Source organism: Aeromonas sp. PrichA-15 (assembly GCF_017939245.1).
In the GTDB taxonomy this organism is placed as follows: Bacteria; Pseudomonadota; Gammaproteobacteria; order Enterobacterales; family Aeromonadaceae; genus Aeromonas; species Aeromonas caviae.
The window spans coordinates 39,710-54,507 of sequence record NZ_JAGKRH010000017.1 but is presented as its reverse complement, the minus strand read 5'-3'; the positions used below and the strand labels follow the sequence as shown (position 1 = coordinate 54,507).

Sequence of the window (14,798 nt, the reverse complement as noted above, 5' to 3'; positions counted from 1 at the left end):
GGTATAACCTGGCCAGAAGGAGGCAATATCAATATGATGCACGGCGACAGCAGGGTGATGGTGGTGGTGTGTTTGGAGACAGCCAGTTTACCAGCACCCTGTCTGTCAACTTCCACTTCCCCAAGATCCCGCGAAGAACCTTTTTTCATGGTGTGTCTGGCGAGAAGAGGGCCATGTCGGGGGTCGCCATCGGCCCTTCCTGCTCGTAAGATGAGGCAAACGATCCTGTGCCGCGCGCATTCTCAACAAGAGCCTTCATCATATGTCATCAACTGAACAGGCCTTCTGGTTCGTGCTGGGGGGCGATCACCTCGTCCTGCTGGATGAACAGGGGCGCATTCCACAAGGGCCCCGCGCCGTTTTGCCCACCCATCTGCACACCGCCCCCTTCGAGCGCTTCGACGAGTGGGACGGCCTGCCTTGCCATCTGCTGGATCTGGGGGGCGAGGCGGAGACCGGGGCCATGGCCCCGCTGCGCCAGCTCATGGTGGCGGGGGACGAAGAGGGCTTTCGCCTCGCAGGACGGGCCTGGCAGCTCGCCACTTTTCGCCGAACCCATCGTTTCTGCGGTGAGTGCGGCGCCCCCATGACCCCGAGGGAAGGAGAGTGGGCCCAGGGGTGTCATCACGGCCATGTCGTCTATCCGCGCATCTCCCCTTGCATCATCGTCGCGGTGCGCAAGGGGCCGGCCATCTTGCTGGCAGCCCACCGCCGTCACTATCAGGCGGATGATCCCATGTATACCGTGCTGGCCGGCTTCGTGGAGGCAGGGGAGAATCTGGAGCAGTGCGTGGCGCGGGAGGTGTTCGAGGAGAGCGGCATCCGGGTGACCAATGTGCGTTACGTGGCGAGCCAGCCCTGGCCCTTCCCCCACAGCCTGATGATGGGCTTCACCGCCGACTACGAGAGCGGCGAGATCCGGGTGCAGGATGACGAACTGGTGGCGGCCGATTTCTTTGCCGCCGACCGGCTGCCGCGCTTGCCCCCTCATGGCACCATAGCGCGCCGGCTCATCGAACAGTGCCTCGCCGAGGCGCGTTGAGGGAAAACGGGGGCGCTTGTATGCGCCCCCTCACATCTTTGCACTCCTGCGGCGAAGTGCGGCGTCAGGGTCGCCCTCAGCCTTGCACAAAGTGGTATCATGTCCGCCATTTTATGCGTGACATGACTCAGGAACTGGGATGAAAGAGCTGAAAAACGATCGATACCTGCGTGCCCTGCTGCGCCAGGAAGTGGACATGACCCCGGTATGGATGATGCGTCAGGCTGGCCGTTATCTGCCGGAATACAAGGCGACCCGCGCCGTTGCGGGGGATTTCATGTCCCTGTGTCGCAACGCCGAGCTGGCCTGTGAAGTCACCTTGCAGCCCCTGCGCCGCTATCCGCTCGATGCCGCCATTCTCTTCTCCGACATCCTGACCGTGCCCGATGCCATGGGGCTGGGCCTCTACTTCGAACAGGGGGAAGGCCCGCGCTTCGAGCGCCCGATCACCTCCATGGCCGACGTGCAGGCCCTGCCCATCCCGGATCCGGAAGACGAGCTCGGCTACGTGATGAATGCGGTACGCACTATCCGCCGCGAGCTCAAGGGCGACGTGCCGCTCATCGGCTTCTCCGGCAGCCCCTGGACCCTGGCCACCTACATGGTGGAGGGGGGCAGCTCCAAGGCCTTCACCAAGATCAAGAAGATGATGTATGCAGAGCCGCAGACCCTGCATCTGCTGCTCGACAAGCTGGCGGACAGCGTGATCAGCTATCTCAACGCCCAGATCAGGGCGGGTGCCCAGGCGGTCATGGTATTCGACACCTGGGGCGGCGTGCTCACCCCGCGCGATTACCGCGACTTCTCCCTGCAGTACATGCACAAGATCGTCGATGGCCTGATCCGTGAACATGAGGGCCGCCGTGTGCCGGTCACCCTGTTCACCAAGAACGGCGGCCAGTGGCTGGAGCAGATCGCCGCCACCGGCTGTGATGCCCTGGGGCTGGACTGGACCACCGACATCGCGGACGCCAAACGCCGGGTCGGCGACAAGGTGGCGCTGCAAGGCAACATGGACCCCTCCATGCTCTACGCCACCCCGGAGCGGATCCGCGAAGAGGTCGCCACCATTCTGGCCGGTTTCGGTCATGGCAACGGTCATGTCTTCAACCTGGGGCACGGCATCCATCAGGATGTGGACCCGGAACATGCCGGCGTGTTCGTCAACGCGGTGCATGAGCTCTCCGCCCGGTACCACGGTCGCTGAGCGCGGCAAACAGCGTGATGAACGGGGCCTGCGGGCCCCGTTTTGCTGTCCGTGACACAGGGGGCTGCATCCTGGTTGCGGCTCGGGTTACACTGCACCCCCATGTTGGCAGTTGTGGCCGGGATGGGGTCGTTGAGGGGCAGGAGGCTGGATGGAGAAGCAGGCGTGGGATTGGGGGATCGACCTTGGCGGGACCAAGTGCGAGTGCGTGGTGCTCGATGGCGACGAGGTGTTGCTGCGCCACCGCATTCCCACTGAACGGCACGGCGGCTACCAGCACATGCTGGGCCAGATCGCCAAACTGGTGGACGAGTGTGCCGCCAAACTCGGTCAGCGTCCTGCACTCATCGGCATGGGGACGCCGGGGGCCCGGGACCCCCAGACCGGGCTGCTGAAAAACAGCAACACCACCGAGTTCAACGGCAAGCCGCTCAAGGAAGATCTGGAGCGCAGGCTGGGCGTCCCCGTGCTCATCGCCAACGACGCCAACTGTTTCGCCCTGGCGGAAACCCATCTGGGGGCGGTGCGCCAGCATCATCCCGATGCAAAAGTGGTGTTCGGCATCATCATGGGCACCGGGGTCGGGGCCGGCATCGTCATCAACGGCCAGATCCTCAACGGTCACCACGGCATCGCCGGGGAGTGGGGGCACAACGTCCTGTTGCCGGAGGGGCCAGAGTGCTACTGCGGCAAGCGCGGCTGCGTCGAAACCCTCATCAGCGGCCCGGCGCTGGAGGCCTGGTACGAGGCCAGGACCAAACGCCGTCTCTCGCTCGCCCAGATTGCTGCGGCCAGTGCCCATGATCATGTCGCCAGGCTCACCATGGACAGGTTGCACCTGTTGTTCGGCCAGGCCCTCGCCAACGTGATCAATATTCTCGATCCGGACGTCATCGTCATCGGTGGCGGCGTGGGCAATGTGCAGAGCCTCTATCGCGCCGGGCGCGAAACGGTATTGCCCTTCCTGTTCAACCCCCGCTTCGCCACCCCCATGGTAGCGCCGGCTCTGGGGGACAGCGCCGGGGTATTCGGTGCCGCACTGCTGGCCCGCGGCGTCTTTCGCGAGGCACTGCTCTCGTGAGTCGCCCCTTCCTCCCATCCCTTTGTCGCAGCTAAGGACACAACGTTTCCATGATCAAGATTGCCATCAACGGCTATGGCCGCATCGGCCGCAACGTGCTGCGGGCCCTCTACGAGAGCGGCCGCGACAAGACCATCAAGATAGTGGCCATCAACGAGCTGGCGGCCCCCGAGGCCATGGTGCACCTGACCCGCTTCGACACCAGCCACGGCCGGTTCCGCTATCCGGTGCAACTGGCGGGCAACAGCATGCAGGTGGGGGAGGATCTCATCGCCCTGTTTGCCGAGCGGGATCCGTCGAACTTGCCGTGGCGGGCGCTGGGGGTGGACGTGGTGCTGGACTGCACCGGGGTGTTCGGCTCCCGGGCCGATGCCGAGCTGCATCTGGGGGCGGGAGCGGGCAAGGTGCTCTTCTCCCATCCGGCGGACGCGGATGTGGACGCCACCATCGTCTACGGGGTCAACCACCAGGTGCTGACCGGGCGGGAGCGGATTGTCTCCAACGCCTCCTGCACCACCAACTGCGTGGTCCCCGTCATCGAAACATTGCATCGAGAATTTGAGATAAATTGTGGTACTATTACGACAATTCATTCGGCCATGCACGATCAGCAAGTCATCGATGCCTATCACGGCGACTTGCGCAGAACCCGGGCAGCCAGCCAGTCCATCATCCCGGTGGACACCAAGCTGGCAAAGGGGTTGGAACGTATCCTTCCCCACTTTGCCGGCAAGTTCGAGGCGATTGCGGTGCGGGTACCGACCATCAATGTAACCGCCATGGATCTGAGCATTACTGTTCGTAAAAAAGTGACAGTTAGTGACGTAAATCAAGCCCTGCAACGGGCATCCAGAGGTACATTACACGGTATTCTGGACTACACGGAAGAGCCACTGGTCTCCGTAGACTTTAATCATGATGCACACTCCTGCATCATTGATGGTACCCAGACCCGGGTCAGCGATGCCAACCTCGTCAAGATGTTGATGTGGTGCGATAACGAATGGGGCTTCGCCAACCGCATGCTGGATACTACCCGGGCCATGATGGCCGCAGGCTGAAAGTCTGCACCGGGCGCAAGGTTACTGTTTTTTTAACATTACCTGAAAATATATAGAGGACTGAATATGTCTGTTATCAAGATGACCGACCTGGATCTGGCGGGCAAACGCGTTCTGATCCGTGCTGACCTGAACGTGCCGGTAAAAGACGGCAAGGTCACTTCCGATGCACGTATCGTTGCGACTCTGCCGACCATCAAGCTGGCTCTGGAAAAGGGCGCCAAGCTGATGATCACCTCCCACCTGGGTCGTCCGACCGAGGGTGAATACAACGAAGAATTCTCCCTGGCTCCGGTTGTCAACTATCTGAAAGACGCACTGTCCTGCCCGGTTCGTCTGGCCAAAGACTACCTGGATGGCGTAGACGTCGCCGCCGGTGAGCTGGTTGTGCTGGAAAACTGCCGCTTCAACAAAGGCGAGAAGAAGAACACCGAAGAGCTGGCCAAAAAATACGCCGCCCTGTGTGACGTCTTTGTAATGGATGCGTTCGGTACTGCTCACCGCGCCGAAGGTTCTACCTACGGTGTGGCCCAGTTCGCGCCGGTTGCCTGTGCAGGCCCCCTGCTGGCCGGTGAACTGGAAGCCCTGGGCAAAGCCATGCTGAAGCCCGAGCGCCCCATGGTTGCCATCGTGGGCGGCTCCAAGGTCTCCACCAAGCTGACCGTACTCGAATCCCTCTCCAAGATCGCTGACCAGCTGGTGGTCGGTGGTGGCATCGCCAACACCTTCATCGCTGCTGCCGGTCACAACGTCGGCAAGTCCCTGTGCGAGCACGATCTGATCGACACCGCCAAGAAACTGGCTGCCGAAACCAACATTCCGGTGACCACCGACGTGGTTGTGGGTGCCGAGTTCTCCGAATCCACCCCGGCCACCATCAAGTCCGTGTCCGACGTGACTGACGGCGACATGATCTTCGACATCGGTCCGGATTCCGCCAAGGCCCTGGCCGACATCATCATGAACGCCAAGACCATCCTGTGGAACGGCCCGGTCGGCGTGTTCGAGTTCGACCAGTTCGCTGAAGGCACCAAGGTGATCGCCGAAGCCATCGCCGCTTCCCCGGCCTTCTCCATCGCTGGCGGTGGTGACACCCTGGCTGCCATCGACAAGTTCGGCATCGCCGACAAGGTCTCCTACATCTCCACCGGCGGCGGCGCCTTCCTGGAGTTCGTAGAAGGCAAGGTACTGCCGGCTGTCGCGATTCTCGAAGAGCGCGCCAAAGCCTAATTGACCCGGGACGGGGGGCAAAAGCCTCCCGTTTCGTTTATCATGTGGCCGCTGTGCCGGTTCATGATGAACCCCCCACTTTTTATTAACGGCATACGAGACAGGACGATTAAACATGTCTAAGAAAATTTTCGACTTCGTAAAACCCGGCGTGATCACTGGTGATGACGTTCAGAAAGTGTTCGCCATCGCCAAGGAAAACGGCTTCGCTCTGCCGGCCGTCAACTGCGTCGGTACCGACTCCGTGAACGCCGTGCTGGAAGCTGCTGCCAAGGTCAAAGCCCCGGTTATCGTACAGTTCTCCAACGGTGGTGCCGTGTTCACCGCCGGCAAGGGTCTGAAGCTGGAAGGCCAGCAAGCTGCCATCCTGGGTGCCATCTCCGGTGCCAAGCACGTGCACGCCGTTGCCGAAGCCTACGGTGTACCGGTGATCCTGCACACCGACCACGCCGCCAAGAAGCTGCTGCCGTGGATCGACGGTCTGCTGGATGCCGGTGAGAAGCACTTTGCCGAAACCGGCAAGCCGCTGTTCTCCTCCCACATGCTGGATCTGTCCGAAGAGTCTCTGGAAGAGAACATCGACATCTGCTGCGAGTACCTGACCCGCATGGCCAAGATGAACATGACTCTGGAGCTGGAACTGGGTTGCACCGGCGGTGAAGAAGACGGCGTGGACAACAGCCACCTGGACCAATCCTCCCTGTACACCCAGCCGGAAGACGTGGCCTACGCCTACGAGCGTCTGTCCAAGATCAGCCCGCGCTTCACCATCGCTGCCTCCTTCGGCAACGTACACGGTGTATACAAGCCGGGTAACGTCAAGCTGACTCCGAAGATCCTGGACAACTCCCAGAAGTACGTCTCCGAGAAGTTCGGTCTGCCTGCCAAGTCCCTGGACTTCGTGTTCCACGGTGGCTCCGGCTCTACCCTGGAAGAGATCCGCGAATCCATCTCCTACGGCGTGGTGAAGATGAACATCGACACCGACACCCAGTGGGCGACCTGGGAAGGCGTGCTGAACTTCTACAAGTCCAACGAAGCCTACCTGCAAGGCCAGCTGGGCAACCCGGAAGGTGCCGACAAGCCGAACAAGAAGTTCTACGATCCGCGCGTATGGCTGCGTGCCGGTCAGACTTCCATGATCGCGCGTCTGGAGAAGGCCTTCTCCGACCTGAACGCCATCGACGTACTGTAACTCGCAGCACCTTGATTGCATGAAAAGGCGCCCTTCGGGGCGCCTTTTGCATTTCTGTGATCCTGACGGGCTGGATTGGGGATGGGGGGCTGGGTATTATCGATGACACCCGTTTAATTTAGTAAACGAATGCAACCAGGCAGGATGCTGAGCATGCAGACAGGAAGACAGGGACATCAGGAACACACGGCCTCCTATTACGCGGCCACTCGCAACGACCATCGGCAGTGGCCCGAGCTCAGTGGTGAGCTGGATGCGGACGTCTGCGTCATCGGTGGCGGTTTCACCGGCCTCAACACCGCCATCAACCTGGCCGATGCCGGTTACAAGGTGGTGTTGCTGGAGGCCAACCGCATCGGCTGGGGAGCGTCGGGGCGCAACGGCGGCCAGCTGATCCGCGGCATCGGCCACGATACCAGCCAGTTCGCCCGCTGGATTGGCGAGGCGGGCGTGCGGGAGCTGGATCTGATGGGGATCGAAGCGGTGCAGCTGGTGCGCGAGCGGGTCGAGCGTTTCAATATCGAGTGCGATCTCACCTGGGGCTATTGCGATCTCGCCACCAAGGCGCGTCACCTGAAGGGGTTCGAGGAGGATGCCGAGCACCTGGCGAGCCTGGGTTATCGGCACGCACTGAAAATGGTGGCGCGGGAGGAGATGCACACCGTGGTCGGGTCGGATCGCTATATCGGCGGGATGATCGACATGGGCTCCGGTCACCTGCATCCTCTCAACCTTGCCCTCGGCGAAGCGCGTGCGGCAGCCAGTCTCGGGGTCTCCCTGTTCGAACACTCAAGGGTGATCCACATCGATTACGGCGAGCGGGTCGAGGTGACCACGGCCCACGGCCGGGTCAGCGCGGACTACCTGGTGATCGGCTGCAACGCTTACCTGGGCGACCTCCAGCCCGATCTCGGGGGCAAGGTGCTGCCGGCTGGCTCCTACATTCTCGCCACCCAGGTGCTGGAGAAGCGCCTGCGCCAACGCTTGCTGCCACAGAATATGGCGGTGTGTGATCAGAATGTGGCGCTCGACTACTATCGGCTGTCGGCGGACGGTCGCCTGCTGTTTGGCGGGGCCTGCAACTATTCGGGCCGTGACCCCCGCGATATCAAGGCCTTCATGCTGCCCAAGCTGCTGCGGGTTTTCCCCGAGCTCGCGGGTACCGCCATCGAGTTCCAGTGGGGGGGCATGATAGGCATAGGCGCCAACCGGCTGCCCCAGATAGGCCGCCTCGAGCAGCATCCCAACGTCTTCTATGCCCAGGCCTATTCGGGCCATGGCCTCAATGCCACCCACATGGCGGGCAAGCTGGTGGCGGAGGCGATCAAGGGGGAGAGCCGGGGCTTCGATCTCTTCAGCCGCGTCCCCCACATGACTTTCCCGGGTGGCCCGGCGTTGCGCTCTCCGCTGCTGGCGCTCGGGATGCTCTGGTATCGGCTGAAGGATCTGCTCTAGGGGGAGGGCGGGGTTCGGGCTTATCCCTGCTGCGTCGCGTCTGGCTCGGCCAGGCGCCAGCCCTGCTCCGTCTTCATCATCCAGACCTGGGTCTCCTGCGCCAGGGCCTGGCCAGCCTCGAAGTCGCCATATTTGCGCTCGAGCTCCATCAGCCCCATCTCCTGCTGGAAGGGGCCGACCCTGTCATAGACGAGATCCTCGTCGTGCAGCACCTGCAACTGATCCAGTCCCTGCTTGAAGTGGAGCTGGTAGCTCACCTTGACCAGATAGACCCCCTCCATCCGCTCTTCCTTGCCGAGCACGGCGAAGTCGCGGATGTCGAGCAGGTCAGCATCTGTGCCCGCCTGCAACCTGGCGGTGACCTGGCTCTGGATGGTCTCTTCACCGGGACCTGCGTTGCAGCCATAAAGCCAGAGGGCCAGCAGGGGGATGAACCACTTTTTCATCAAAACTCCGGACGAACGAGACGGGAAAGGGCAAATTCTGCCACGGCGTCGGTCATATACAAGGGATTGCCGGAAAAATGGCGGTCAAACCGGGGGCCCACACGGTTGCACGGGCCACCCGGTATCAGCGCAGCTTGTCCAGCTGGCCGAGAAATTCGACAGGCCCCATGAAGCCGGTCACCCGCTGGCCGTTCACCTCGTTGCCATCGCGATCGAAGAAGAGGAGGGTCGGCAATCCCAGCACGTTGAGGCCGTTGAGCAGATCCACGTCGGCGTCGTCGTTGGCGGTGACGTCCGCCTGCAGCAGCACCATCTCGCTGAAGCGCGCCTGCACATCGGGGTCGCTGAAGGTCTTGTGCTCGAACTCCTTGCAGGCCACGCACCAGTCGGCGTAGAGGTCCAGCAGCACCGGCTTGCCGCGGGCGGCGGCGAGCTGCACCTTGAGATCGTCCAGGGTCTTGATTCGGATGAATCGGGGGGCCTGGGTCTGGGCGGCGGCATTGGCCCCCTCGGGTGGCAGCAGCAGATCCTTGCCCACCACCACCAGACCCATGATCGCCAGCAGCAGAACGAAGCCGCCAAGGCTCTTGCCCACCGAATGGGCGCGATGCTGGTTGTGGTGATAGAGATAACCGCACAGCACCAGCCCCCAGCCGAGCCAGAGCAGGGTGGCCACCTGATCGCTCAGGAGCCTTGAGAGCAGCAGGATGGGTACCGCCAGCAGCGCAAAACCGAAGAGTTGCTTGATCACATCCATCCAGGCGCCGGCCCTGGGCAGCAGCTTGCCGCCAGAGGTGCCGAGCAAGAGCAGCGGCAGCCCCATGCCCAAGGAGAGGGCATAGAGGGCCGCACCGCCGAGCCAGAGGTCGCCACTCTGGGCCACGTAGATAAGGGCCCCGGAGAGCGGCGCCGTGGTGCAGGGGGAGCAGACCAGTCCCGAGATCATGCCCATGATGGCAACGCCGGCCACGGATCCGCCCTGCTGGCGGTTGGAGAAGCCCGAGAGACGGGTTTGCAGGCTGCTCGGCAGTTGCAGGGTGTAGAGCCCGAACATGGAGAGGGCGAGCAGCACGAACATCACCGAGAGGCCGATGAGCACATAGGGGTGCTGCAGGGTCGCCTGGAATTGCAGGCCCGCCGAGGCGACGACGAGCCCGAGCAGGGTATAGGTGACCGCCATCCCCTGCACATAGACAAAGGAGAGCAGGAAGGCGCGACGGGTGGAGAGGCGATGTCCGGCCCCGGCGATGATCCCGGTCAGGATGGGATACATGGGGAAGACGCAGGGGGTGAAGGCGAGGCCGAGACCCAGGGCGAAGAAGGCGGCGACGCTGATCCAGAACCCCTGGCTGCCGAGGGCGGCCGCCAGCCTGTCCTGCTGGCTGCCCGGCACGTCGGTGCCCTGAAGGCTGGCCGGCGCTTCCGCCCGGGCGGGGGCGGCGAGGGGCTCGACGGCGATCCGCTTGTCGGTCGGTGGGTAGCAGAGTCCCTCGGTGCAGCCCTGGTAACTCAGAGTGAGGCTGGCCGCGTCCCCGACCCGGGTCAGCGCCACGGGGATCTGCACCTCCTGGTAATAGACCCGGCTCTTGCCGAAGAAGTCATCCTCGTGCTCGGTGCCGGGGGGCAGGACGGGCTCGTCGAAGGCGAGGTTCTCTCCCTTCACACGGATGCTGTGGCGATAGAGGTAGTAGCCGTCGGCGATGCGTATCCGGAGCAGCAGCCGATCACCCTGTTGTTCGCTCTCGAGGGCGAAGGCCTGATCCACCTTGAGGAATCTGGGTTGGGTCTCGATGCCGAGGCTGCCGAGCAGATCCTGGCTGCTGGCCCGGGCGGGGGCCGTCGTCAGGACGCAGAGCAGGCCCAGCAGCATCAGCAGGAAGGAGAGGGGGCGAGAGGCGGTCATGAGGTCTCCTGTGTCAACCAGTCGAGATAGGCAGGGTGGCCCTGGCTTGCCGGGAGCGCCAGGATCTCCGGTACCTCGTAGGGATGGTGGGCGAGAATGCACTGGCGCAGGGGCTCGAACAGAGCGGCCCGACTCTTGATGACGAGCTGGATCTCCCGGGTTCGTTCCGTCTTGCCCTGCCAGCGATAGACGGAGGTGACCCCGGGCAGCTGGTTGATGCAGGCGGCGAGGCGCTGGTCGAGCAGCTGCTCGCAGAGGCGGTCTGCACTGGTCTCGTCGGGGCAGGTGCAGAGCACCAGAATGGCGTCGGTCATAAGGATGGACGGTCTCGGCAACGGGGCGCACGGGCCCCCTGGATCAGCCGTTACTATACCGGGCCGGGGGGCAAATAGCACCCGGCCCCCCGCACCCGGAATAAGTCATGCGCCCGAGATGGACGCTGTGAAAAGGACAGGGCAGAATGAGCGGGCTTGTTCCAATTCTACGTAAGGAAATGTATGACCCAACAGAATGAGCAGCAGAGAAACCGCATGTTGAGCCTGTTGCGTGAAGGGGAGCGCCGCATGCTGGTGCAACTGGCCGGTCTGCTGCGTACCAGTGTCGACGAGATCAATGCGGAGCTGGAAAAAGAGGAGCTGTTGTCGGCGTTGGAGCAACCCATCACGGTGGAGTACCTCAACGGCGTGGTGCAGCATCATCTGTTCGAGCGCCTGCACAAGGGGGACATGGTGGCGGCCCAGCGCATGCTGAACCAGTACCAGAGCGACCTCGAAGCCATGATGCGCCAGGAAACCAGGCAGGACGATACCCCGCCGGAAGAGGTCAAGGCACAGGCCTGACCCCGCGAGGCCCTCTTCAGCACCATCATGCCATCGCATGATGGTGCCTCGCCCTTACCCCTCGAATCGCTTATCCCAGCGCCTTCTGCACCTGTCCCATGGGAATGGGGAACACCTTGTCGTAACTCCAGTTGTAGACGAAGGCATAGACCAGGTAGAAGAGCACGAAGCCCATATCCAGCACCAGCGCCTCCAGTAGGCCGATGTCGAGCCACCAGGACATCACCGGCAGGGCCACGATCAGCAGGCCCCCCTCGAACCCCAGGGTGTGCAGCACACGCTGCCACAGCGCCTTGTGGGTGTGGCCCTGATAGCGCAGCAGCAGCTTGTCCACCCCGATGTTGTAGACATAGTTCCAGACGGTGGCGACCACCGAGAAGAACAGGGCCAGGGGGCCCATGTGGTTGAGCCCGACGCCGGTCACCCAGCTGGCCAGCGGAGCGGCGATCAGCAGGCCAATCAATTCGAAGCCGATGGCGTGGCGCAGGCGGTCACGGGTCGTACGCATGGTCTGTCTCTCTCTTTGGTCAGGGAATGGCGGCAATGTATCGCCAAAACCGGATAGATTCACGTTGGTATCTATCGCTAAAATAGATAGATGTGACGACACAACAGCACGGCGGAGCAGGCTCATGACCCCTTCACTGGAACACTTCAAGGCATTGCTGGCGACGGCCGAGACCGGGTCGTTCTCGGCGGCTGCGCGCAGGCTGGGCAAGGCCCAGTCGGTGGTGAGTGCCGCCATCGCCAACCTGGAGATCGATCTCGGCCTTGCGTTGTTCGATCGCAGCGGCCGCTATCCCGTGCTGACCGAGGCGGGTGCCCGCATCTGTCAGGAGGCAGGGGTGCTGCTGGCCCAGAGCGAGCGACTGCAGGCCATCGCAGGAGAACTGGCCAACGGCGTCGAGTCGCGCCTCACCCTGGCTATCGACGATGACTCCCACCTGCCCTGGCTTGGTTCCCTGCTGGAGGAGTTCGCCAGCCGTTACCCGGCGGTGGAGCTGGAGCTGCTGTTCCCGCTGATGGAGGACGTGACCGAGCTGCTCAAGAGCGGCCGTGCCCAGCTTGGCATCAGCTATCAGAAGGCGCACCCCGAGCGGGAGCTGGTCTCCCGCTCCCTGGGGACGGTCACCATGCCCCTGGTGGTCTCTCCGGATCACCCCCTGGCCCACAAGACGCCGTTGAAGGAGAGCGACCTGCAAGGGGCTCGCCAGTTGATGGTGACCGGACGGCGGGAGGGGACGGAGCGCCATCGCTTCCGCCTCTCGGCGCAAGTGTGGTGGGTGGAGGGGGATCTCGGGATCCTGGAGCTGGTGAAACTGGGGCTGGGATGGGCGGCGGTGCCCGAGTTTCTGCTGCACCGGCCCCTGGCGCGGGGGGAGCTGGTGGTGCTCAAGCCGGACTTCATCGCCGAGGCGGAACTGGCGCTGGAGTTGCAGTGGTATCGCGCCCGCCCGCTCGGGCAGGCGGGGCGCTGGTTGCAGGAGGCACTGCTGGCGCGGGTGCCTCGCTAGGGGGGATTCAGTCGATCAACGCATAGGGCAGGGGCTGCAGACTGAGGCTGGAGCCCTCTTCCAGCTTGAGGCGGAAGCGGGCGTCGGCCTCGGTGTCCTTGGGCAGCACGGCGGTGAGCCATACCTGACCCTGCTGCTGCCAGGCGTTGAGCACCAGACCGCTGCGGCGCCAGTTGTCACCGAGCTGGATCTCCAGGGTGTCACCGCTGGCCACCTGCGTTGCGGCAGTGCCGCTCAGCACGAAGAGGGCGCGGTTGTTGGCGCCGCGATACTTGGCGCGCGCCACCGTCTCCTGCCCCATGTAGCAGCCCTTGTTGAAGCTGATTCCATCAAGGGCTTGCAGGTTCAGCATCTGGGGGATGTATTCCCCCTGATGGATCGCTTCCAGATGGGGGAGACCGGCTTTGATTTCCAGCCCCCACCAGAGTCCTTCGTCGCCCACCGGCAGGTTCAGGGCCAGCGGGGATGTGCTCGCCAGCAGCCAGCGGTCCGCCTCCACCCTGACTGCCATGCCGCCCTCCACCAGGCCGGTGCCGGTCAGCGCGAAGTGCTGTGCCATCCAGTCGTCCGTCCCCTGACCGGCCAGTCCGGCCAGGCTGCCCTGAAACTCGCCGATCTCGACCTTGGCAAAGATCGCAAACTTCTTGAGCTCCGGCAGCTGGCGGGCCAGCACCGAGGGCTTGGTCAGCATCAGCAGGCTGTCTTCCAGGCAGAGCAGGCGAAAATCGCTCCACAGCTTGCCCTTGGGATCGCAGTGGCCGCCGAGGGTGCTCTGGCCCGGTTGCAGGGCGTTGACGTCGCAGGTGACCTGACCTTGCAGATACTTGGCGCGATCCGGGCCGCCGAGGCGGGTGATGGCCAGATTGGTCAGGGAAAACAGGGTCGGCTCGGCAGGAAGAAGAGGGGTCGGCAGGCTCACGATTGGATTCCAGAGACAGAAAGTATGTGACCTGCATGGTAAAGACGTAAGGAATGTTTGTCAGCCGGAAAATCCTGCTGCTACCATTCCCCGGTCTTTGTAAGGAGAGTTCCATGTTGAACCCAAGTGAGAAGTCCCGCCTGAAGTGGGCCTGCCGTCGCGGCATGCTCGAGCTGGATGTGATCTTTATGCCCTTCTTTGAGCACGAGTTCGATGGCCTCGGCGAGGCCGAACAGCGCACCTTCATCCGCCTGCTGGAGTGCGAGGATCCCGAGCTGTTCCGCTGGTGCATGGGTCACGGCGTGCCCGAGGATCCCGATTTTGCCGCCATGATCCCCCTGATCCTCGAGCGCAATCAGGCCCGCCACGACAGCCTGCGCTGAGCCCGACTCGCGACCGCCACCCCTCATGGCCAGCCTCGCGTCTCCCCAGCGGGTAGTGATGCCCGTGATCGCCTCCCGCCAGCAGCGTCTGCTGCTGTGCATCCTGTTTCTGTTGCTGCTCTTGCCCGTCGCCAGCCTGATCCAGGGCTGGCAATGGGGGCTGTTCCTCCCTGTCTGGGGGCTGAGTCTGTGGCGCGCGTTGCGCCGCCATCCGGCGGCGAGCGGCGTGCTCGTCTGGGACGGGGAGTGGCTCGAGTGGCAAGGGGCGCGCCATCGGCTGGATCCCCGCAGCCGCATCCTGCCCGGGGTGCTCTGGTTGCGGCTGAAGACAGTGGAGGGCTCCGAGGGGCAGCTCTGGCTCTTCTCCGATGCCCTGGCCCCTGCACACTACCGCGCCCTGGCCCGCGCCATTCACCTCGCTGTCCGCTAGGGGCGTCTCTCTACCTGCTACATCTGCCGCTCATAGCAGATGACCCCGCCTGGGCGGGGTCATCTGGGGGAGGGCATACGCCCGAATCGAACG

General features: G+C 63.2%; 17 protein-coding genes. 12 read left to right on the top strand and 5 right to left on the bottom strand.

The annotated features are described in order from the left end of the window. The 8 genes from J9889_RS03010 to J9889_RS02975 form a co-directional block, all read left to right on the top strand. Positions 1–209, top strand: a 209-nt coding sequence (locus tag J9889_RS03010) for a hypothetical protein (protein WP_210555958.1), incomplete at its 5' end; no start/stop codon positions are given. Positions 210–262: 53 nt separating this feature from the next. Further along, entirely contained in the window at positions 263–1,042 is a 780-nt protein-coding gene (gene nudC, locus J9889_RS03005; protein WP_210555957.1) for an NAD(+) diphosphatase, read from the top strand. A 139-nt stretch (positions 1,043–1,181) separates the two neighbouring features. Continuing rightward, on the top strand, positions 1,182–2,249 hold the full coding sequence (gene hemE, locus J9889_RS03000; RefSeq protein WP_043154833.1) for a uroporphyrinogen decarboxylase: 1,068 nt from the start codon (positions 1,182–1,184) through the stop codon (positions 2,247–2,249). A 151-nt stretch (positions 2,250–2,400) separates the two neighbouring features. Further along, positions 2,401–3,330, top strand: coding sequence for an ROK family protein (locus tag J9889_RS02995; protein WP_045522010.1), 930 nt, complete (start codon positions 2,401–2,403; stop codon positions 3,328–3,330). Positions 3,331–3,380: 50 nt separating this feature from the next. Further along, complete coding sequence (epd, locus tag J9889_RS02990) at positions 3,381–4,391, top strand: erythrose-4-phosphate dehydrogenase (protein ID WP_041211676.1); 1,011 nt, start codon at positions 3,381–3,383, stop codon at positions 4,389–4,391. A gap of 66 nt (positions 4,392–4,457) precedes the next feature. Beyond that, positions 4,458–5,621, top strand: coding sequence for a phosphoglycerate kinase (locus J9889_RS02985; RefSeq protein ID WP_052815671.1), 1,164 nt, complete (start codon positions 4,458–4,460; stop codon positions 5,619–5,621). Between the two features lie 115 nt (positions 5,622–5,736). After that, positions 5,737–6,816: a class II fructose-bisphosphate aldolase gene (fbaA, locus tag J9889_RS02980; protein WP_010675658.1), complete on the top strand. Its 1,080-nt coding sequence runs from the start codon at positions 5,737–5,739 to the stop codon at positions 6,814–6,816. 153 nt (positions 6,817–6,969) lie between these two features. Next, complete coding sequence (locus tag J9889_RS02975; RefSeq protein ID WP_103858322.1) at positions 6,970–8,271, top strand: FAD-binding oxidoreductase; 1,302 nt, start codon at positions 6,970–6,972, stop codon at positions 8,269–8,271. A 20-nt stretch (positions 8,272–8,291) separates the two neighbouring features. Here J9889_RS02975 and J9889_RS02970 read toward each other — a convergent pair whose 3' ends face one another. The 3 genes from J9889_RS02970 to cutA all read right to left on the bottom strand — a co-directional run bounded on the left by J9889_RS02970 (position 8,292) and on the right by cutA (position 10,934). Beyond that, positions 8,292–8,717: a hypothetical protein gene (locus tag J9889_RS02970; protein ID WP_103858323.1), complete on the bottom strand. Its 426-nt coding sequence runs from the start codon at positions 8,715–8,717 to the stop codon at positions 8,292–8,294. A 124-nt stretch (positions 8,718–8,841) separates the two neighbouring features. Further along, positions 8,842–10,620, bottom strand: a complete 1,779-nt coding sequence (locus J9889_RS02965; RefSeq protein WP_210555956.1) for a protein-disulfide reductase DsbD — start codon at positions 10,618–10,620, stop codon at positions 8,842–8,844. Then, the gene (gene cutA / locus J9889_RS02960) at positions 10,617–10,934 is read right to left on the bottom strand and encodes a divalent-cation tolerance protein CutA (protein ID WP_010675653.1); all 318 of its coding nucleotides are present in this window, start codon (positions 10,932–10,934) and stop codon (positions 10,617–10,619) included. The genes J9889_RS02965 and cutA overlap by 4 nt, the downstream gene beginning before the upstream one ends. A 183-nt stretch (positions 10,935–11,117) precedes the next feature. On the opposite strand from cutA, the gene J9889_RS02955 reads away from it, so the two are divergent. Then, the gene (locus J9889_RS02955; RefSeq protein ID WP_010675652.1) at positions 11,118–11,459 is read left to right on the top strand and encodes a hypothetical protein; all 342 of its coding nucleotides are present in this window, start codon (positions 11,118–11,120) and stop codon (positions 11,457–11,459) included. A gap of 70 nt (positions 11,460–11,529) precedes the next feature. Here J9889_RS02955 and J9889_RS02950 read toward each other — a convergent pair whose 3' ends face one another. Next, complete coding sequence (locus J9889_RS02950; RefSeq protein ID WP_039040541.1) at positions 11,530–11,967, bottom strand: PACE efflux transporter; 438 nt, start codon at positions 11,965–11,967, stop codon at positions 11,530–11,532. Positions 11,968–12,091: 124 nt separating this feature from the next. Between J9889_RS02950 and J9889_RS02945 the strand changes: the two genes are divergently transcribed. Beyond that, on the top strand, positions 12,092–12,973 hold the full coding sequence (locus J9889_RS02945) for a LysR family transcriptional regulator (RefSeq protein ID WP_010675650.1): 882 nt from the start codon (positions 12,092–12,094) through the stop codon (positions 12,971–12,973). Between the two features lie 7 nt (positions 12,974–12,980). Here J9889_RS02945 and ygfZ read toward each other — a convergent pair whose 3' ends face one another. After that, positions 12,981–13,892 (bottom strand): tRNA-modifying protein YgfZ, encoded by a 912-nt coding sequence (ygfZ, locus tag J9889_RS02940; RefSeq protein WP_210555955.1) that lies wholly within the window; start codon positions 13,890–13,892, stop codon positions 12,981–12,983. A gap of 113 nt (positions 13,893–14,005) precedes the next feature. On the opposite strand from ygfZ, the gene J9889_RS02935 reads away from it, so the two are divergent. Both J9889_RS02935 and J9889_RS02930 read left to right on the top strand, forming a co-directional pair. Beyond that, complete coding sequence (locus J9889_RS02935) at positions 14,006–14,275, top strand: succinate dehydrogenase assembly factor 2 (RefSeq protein ID WP_041213909.1); 270 nt, start codon at positions 14,006–14,008, stop codon at positions 14,273–14,275. 58 nt (positions 14,276–14,333) lie between these two features. Further along, positions 14,334–14,705: a protein YgfX gene (locus tag J9889_RS02930; RefSeq protein ID WP_043154867.1), complete on the top strand. Its 372-nt coding sequence runs from the start codon at positions 14,334–14,336 to the stop codon at positions 14,703–14,705. Positions 14,706–14,798: the final 93 nt, after the last annotated feature.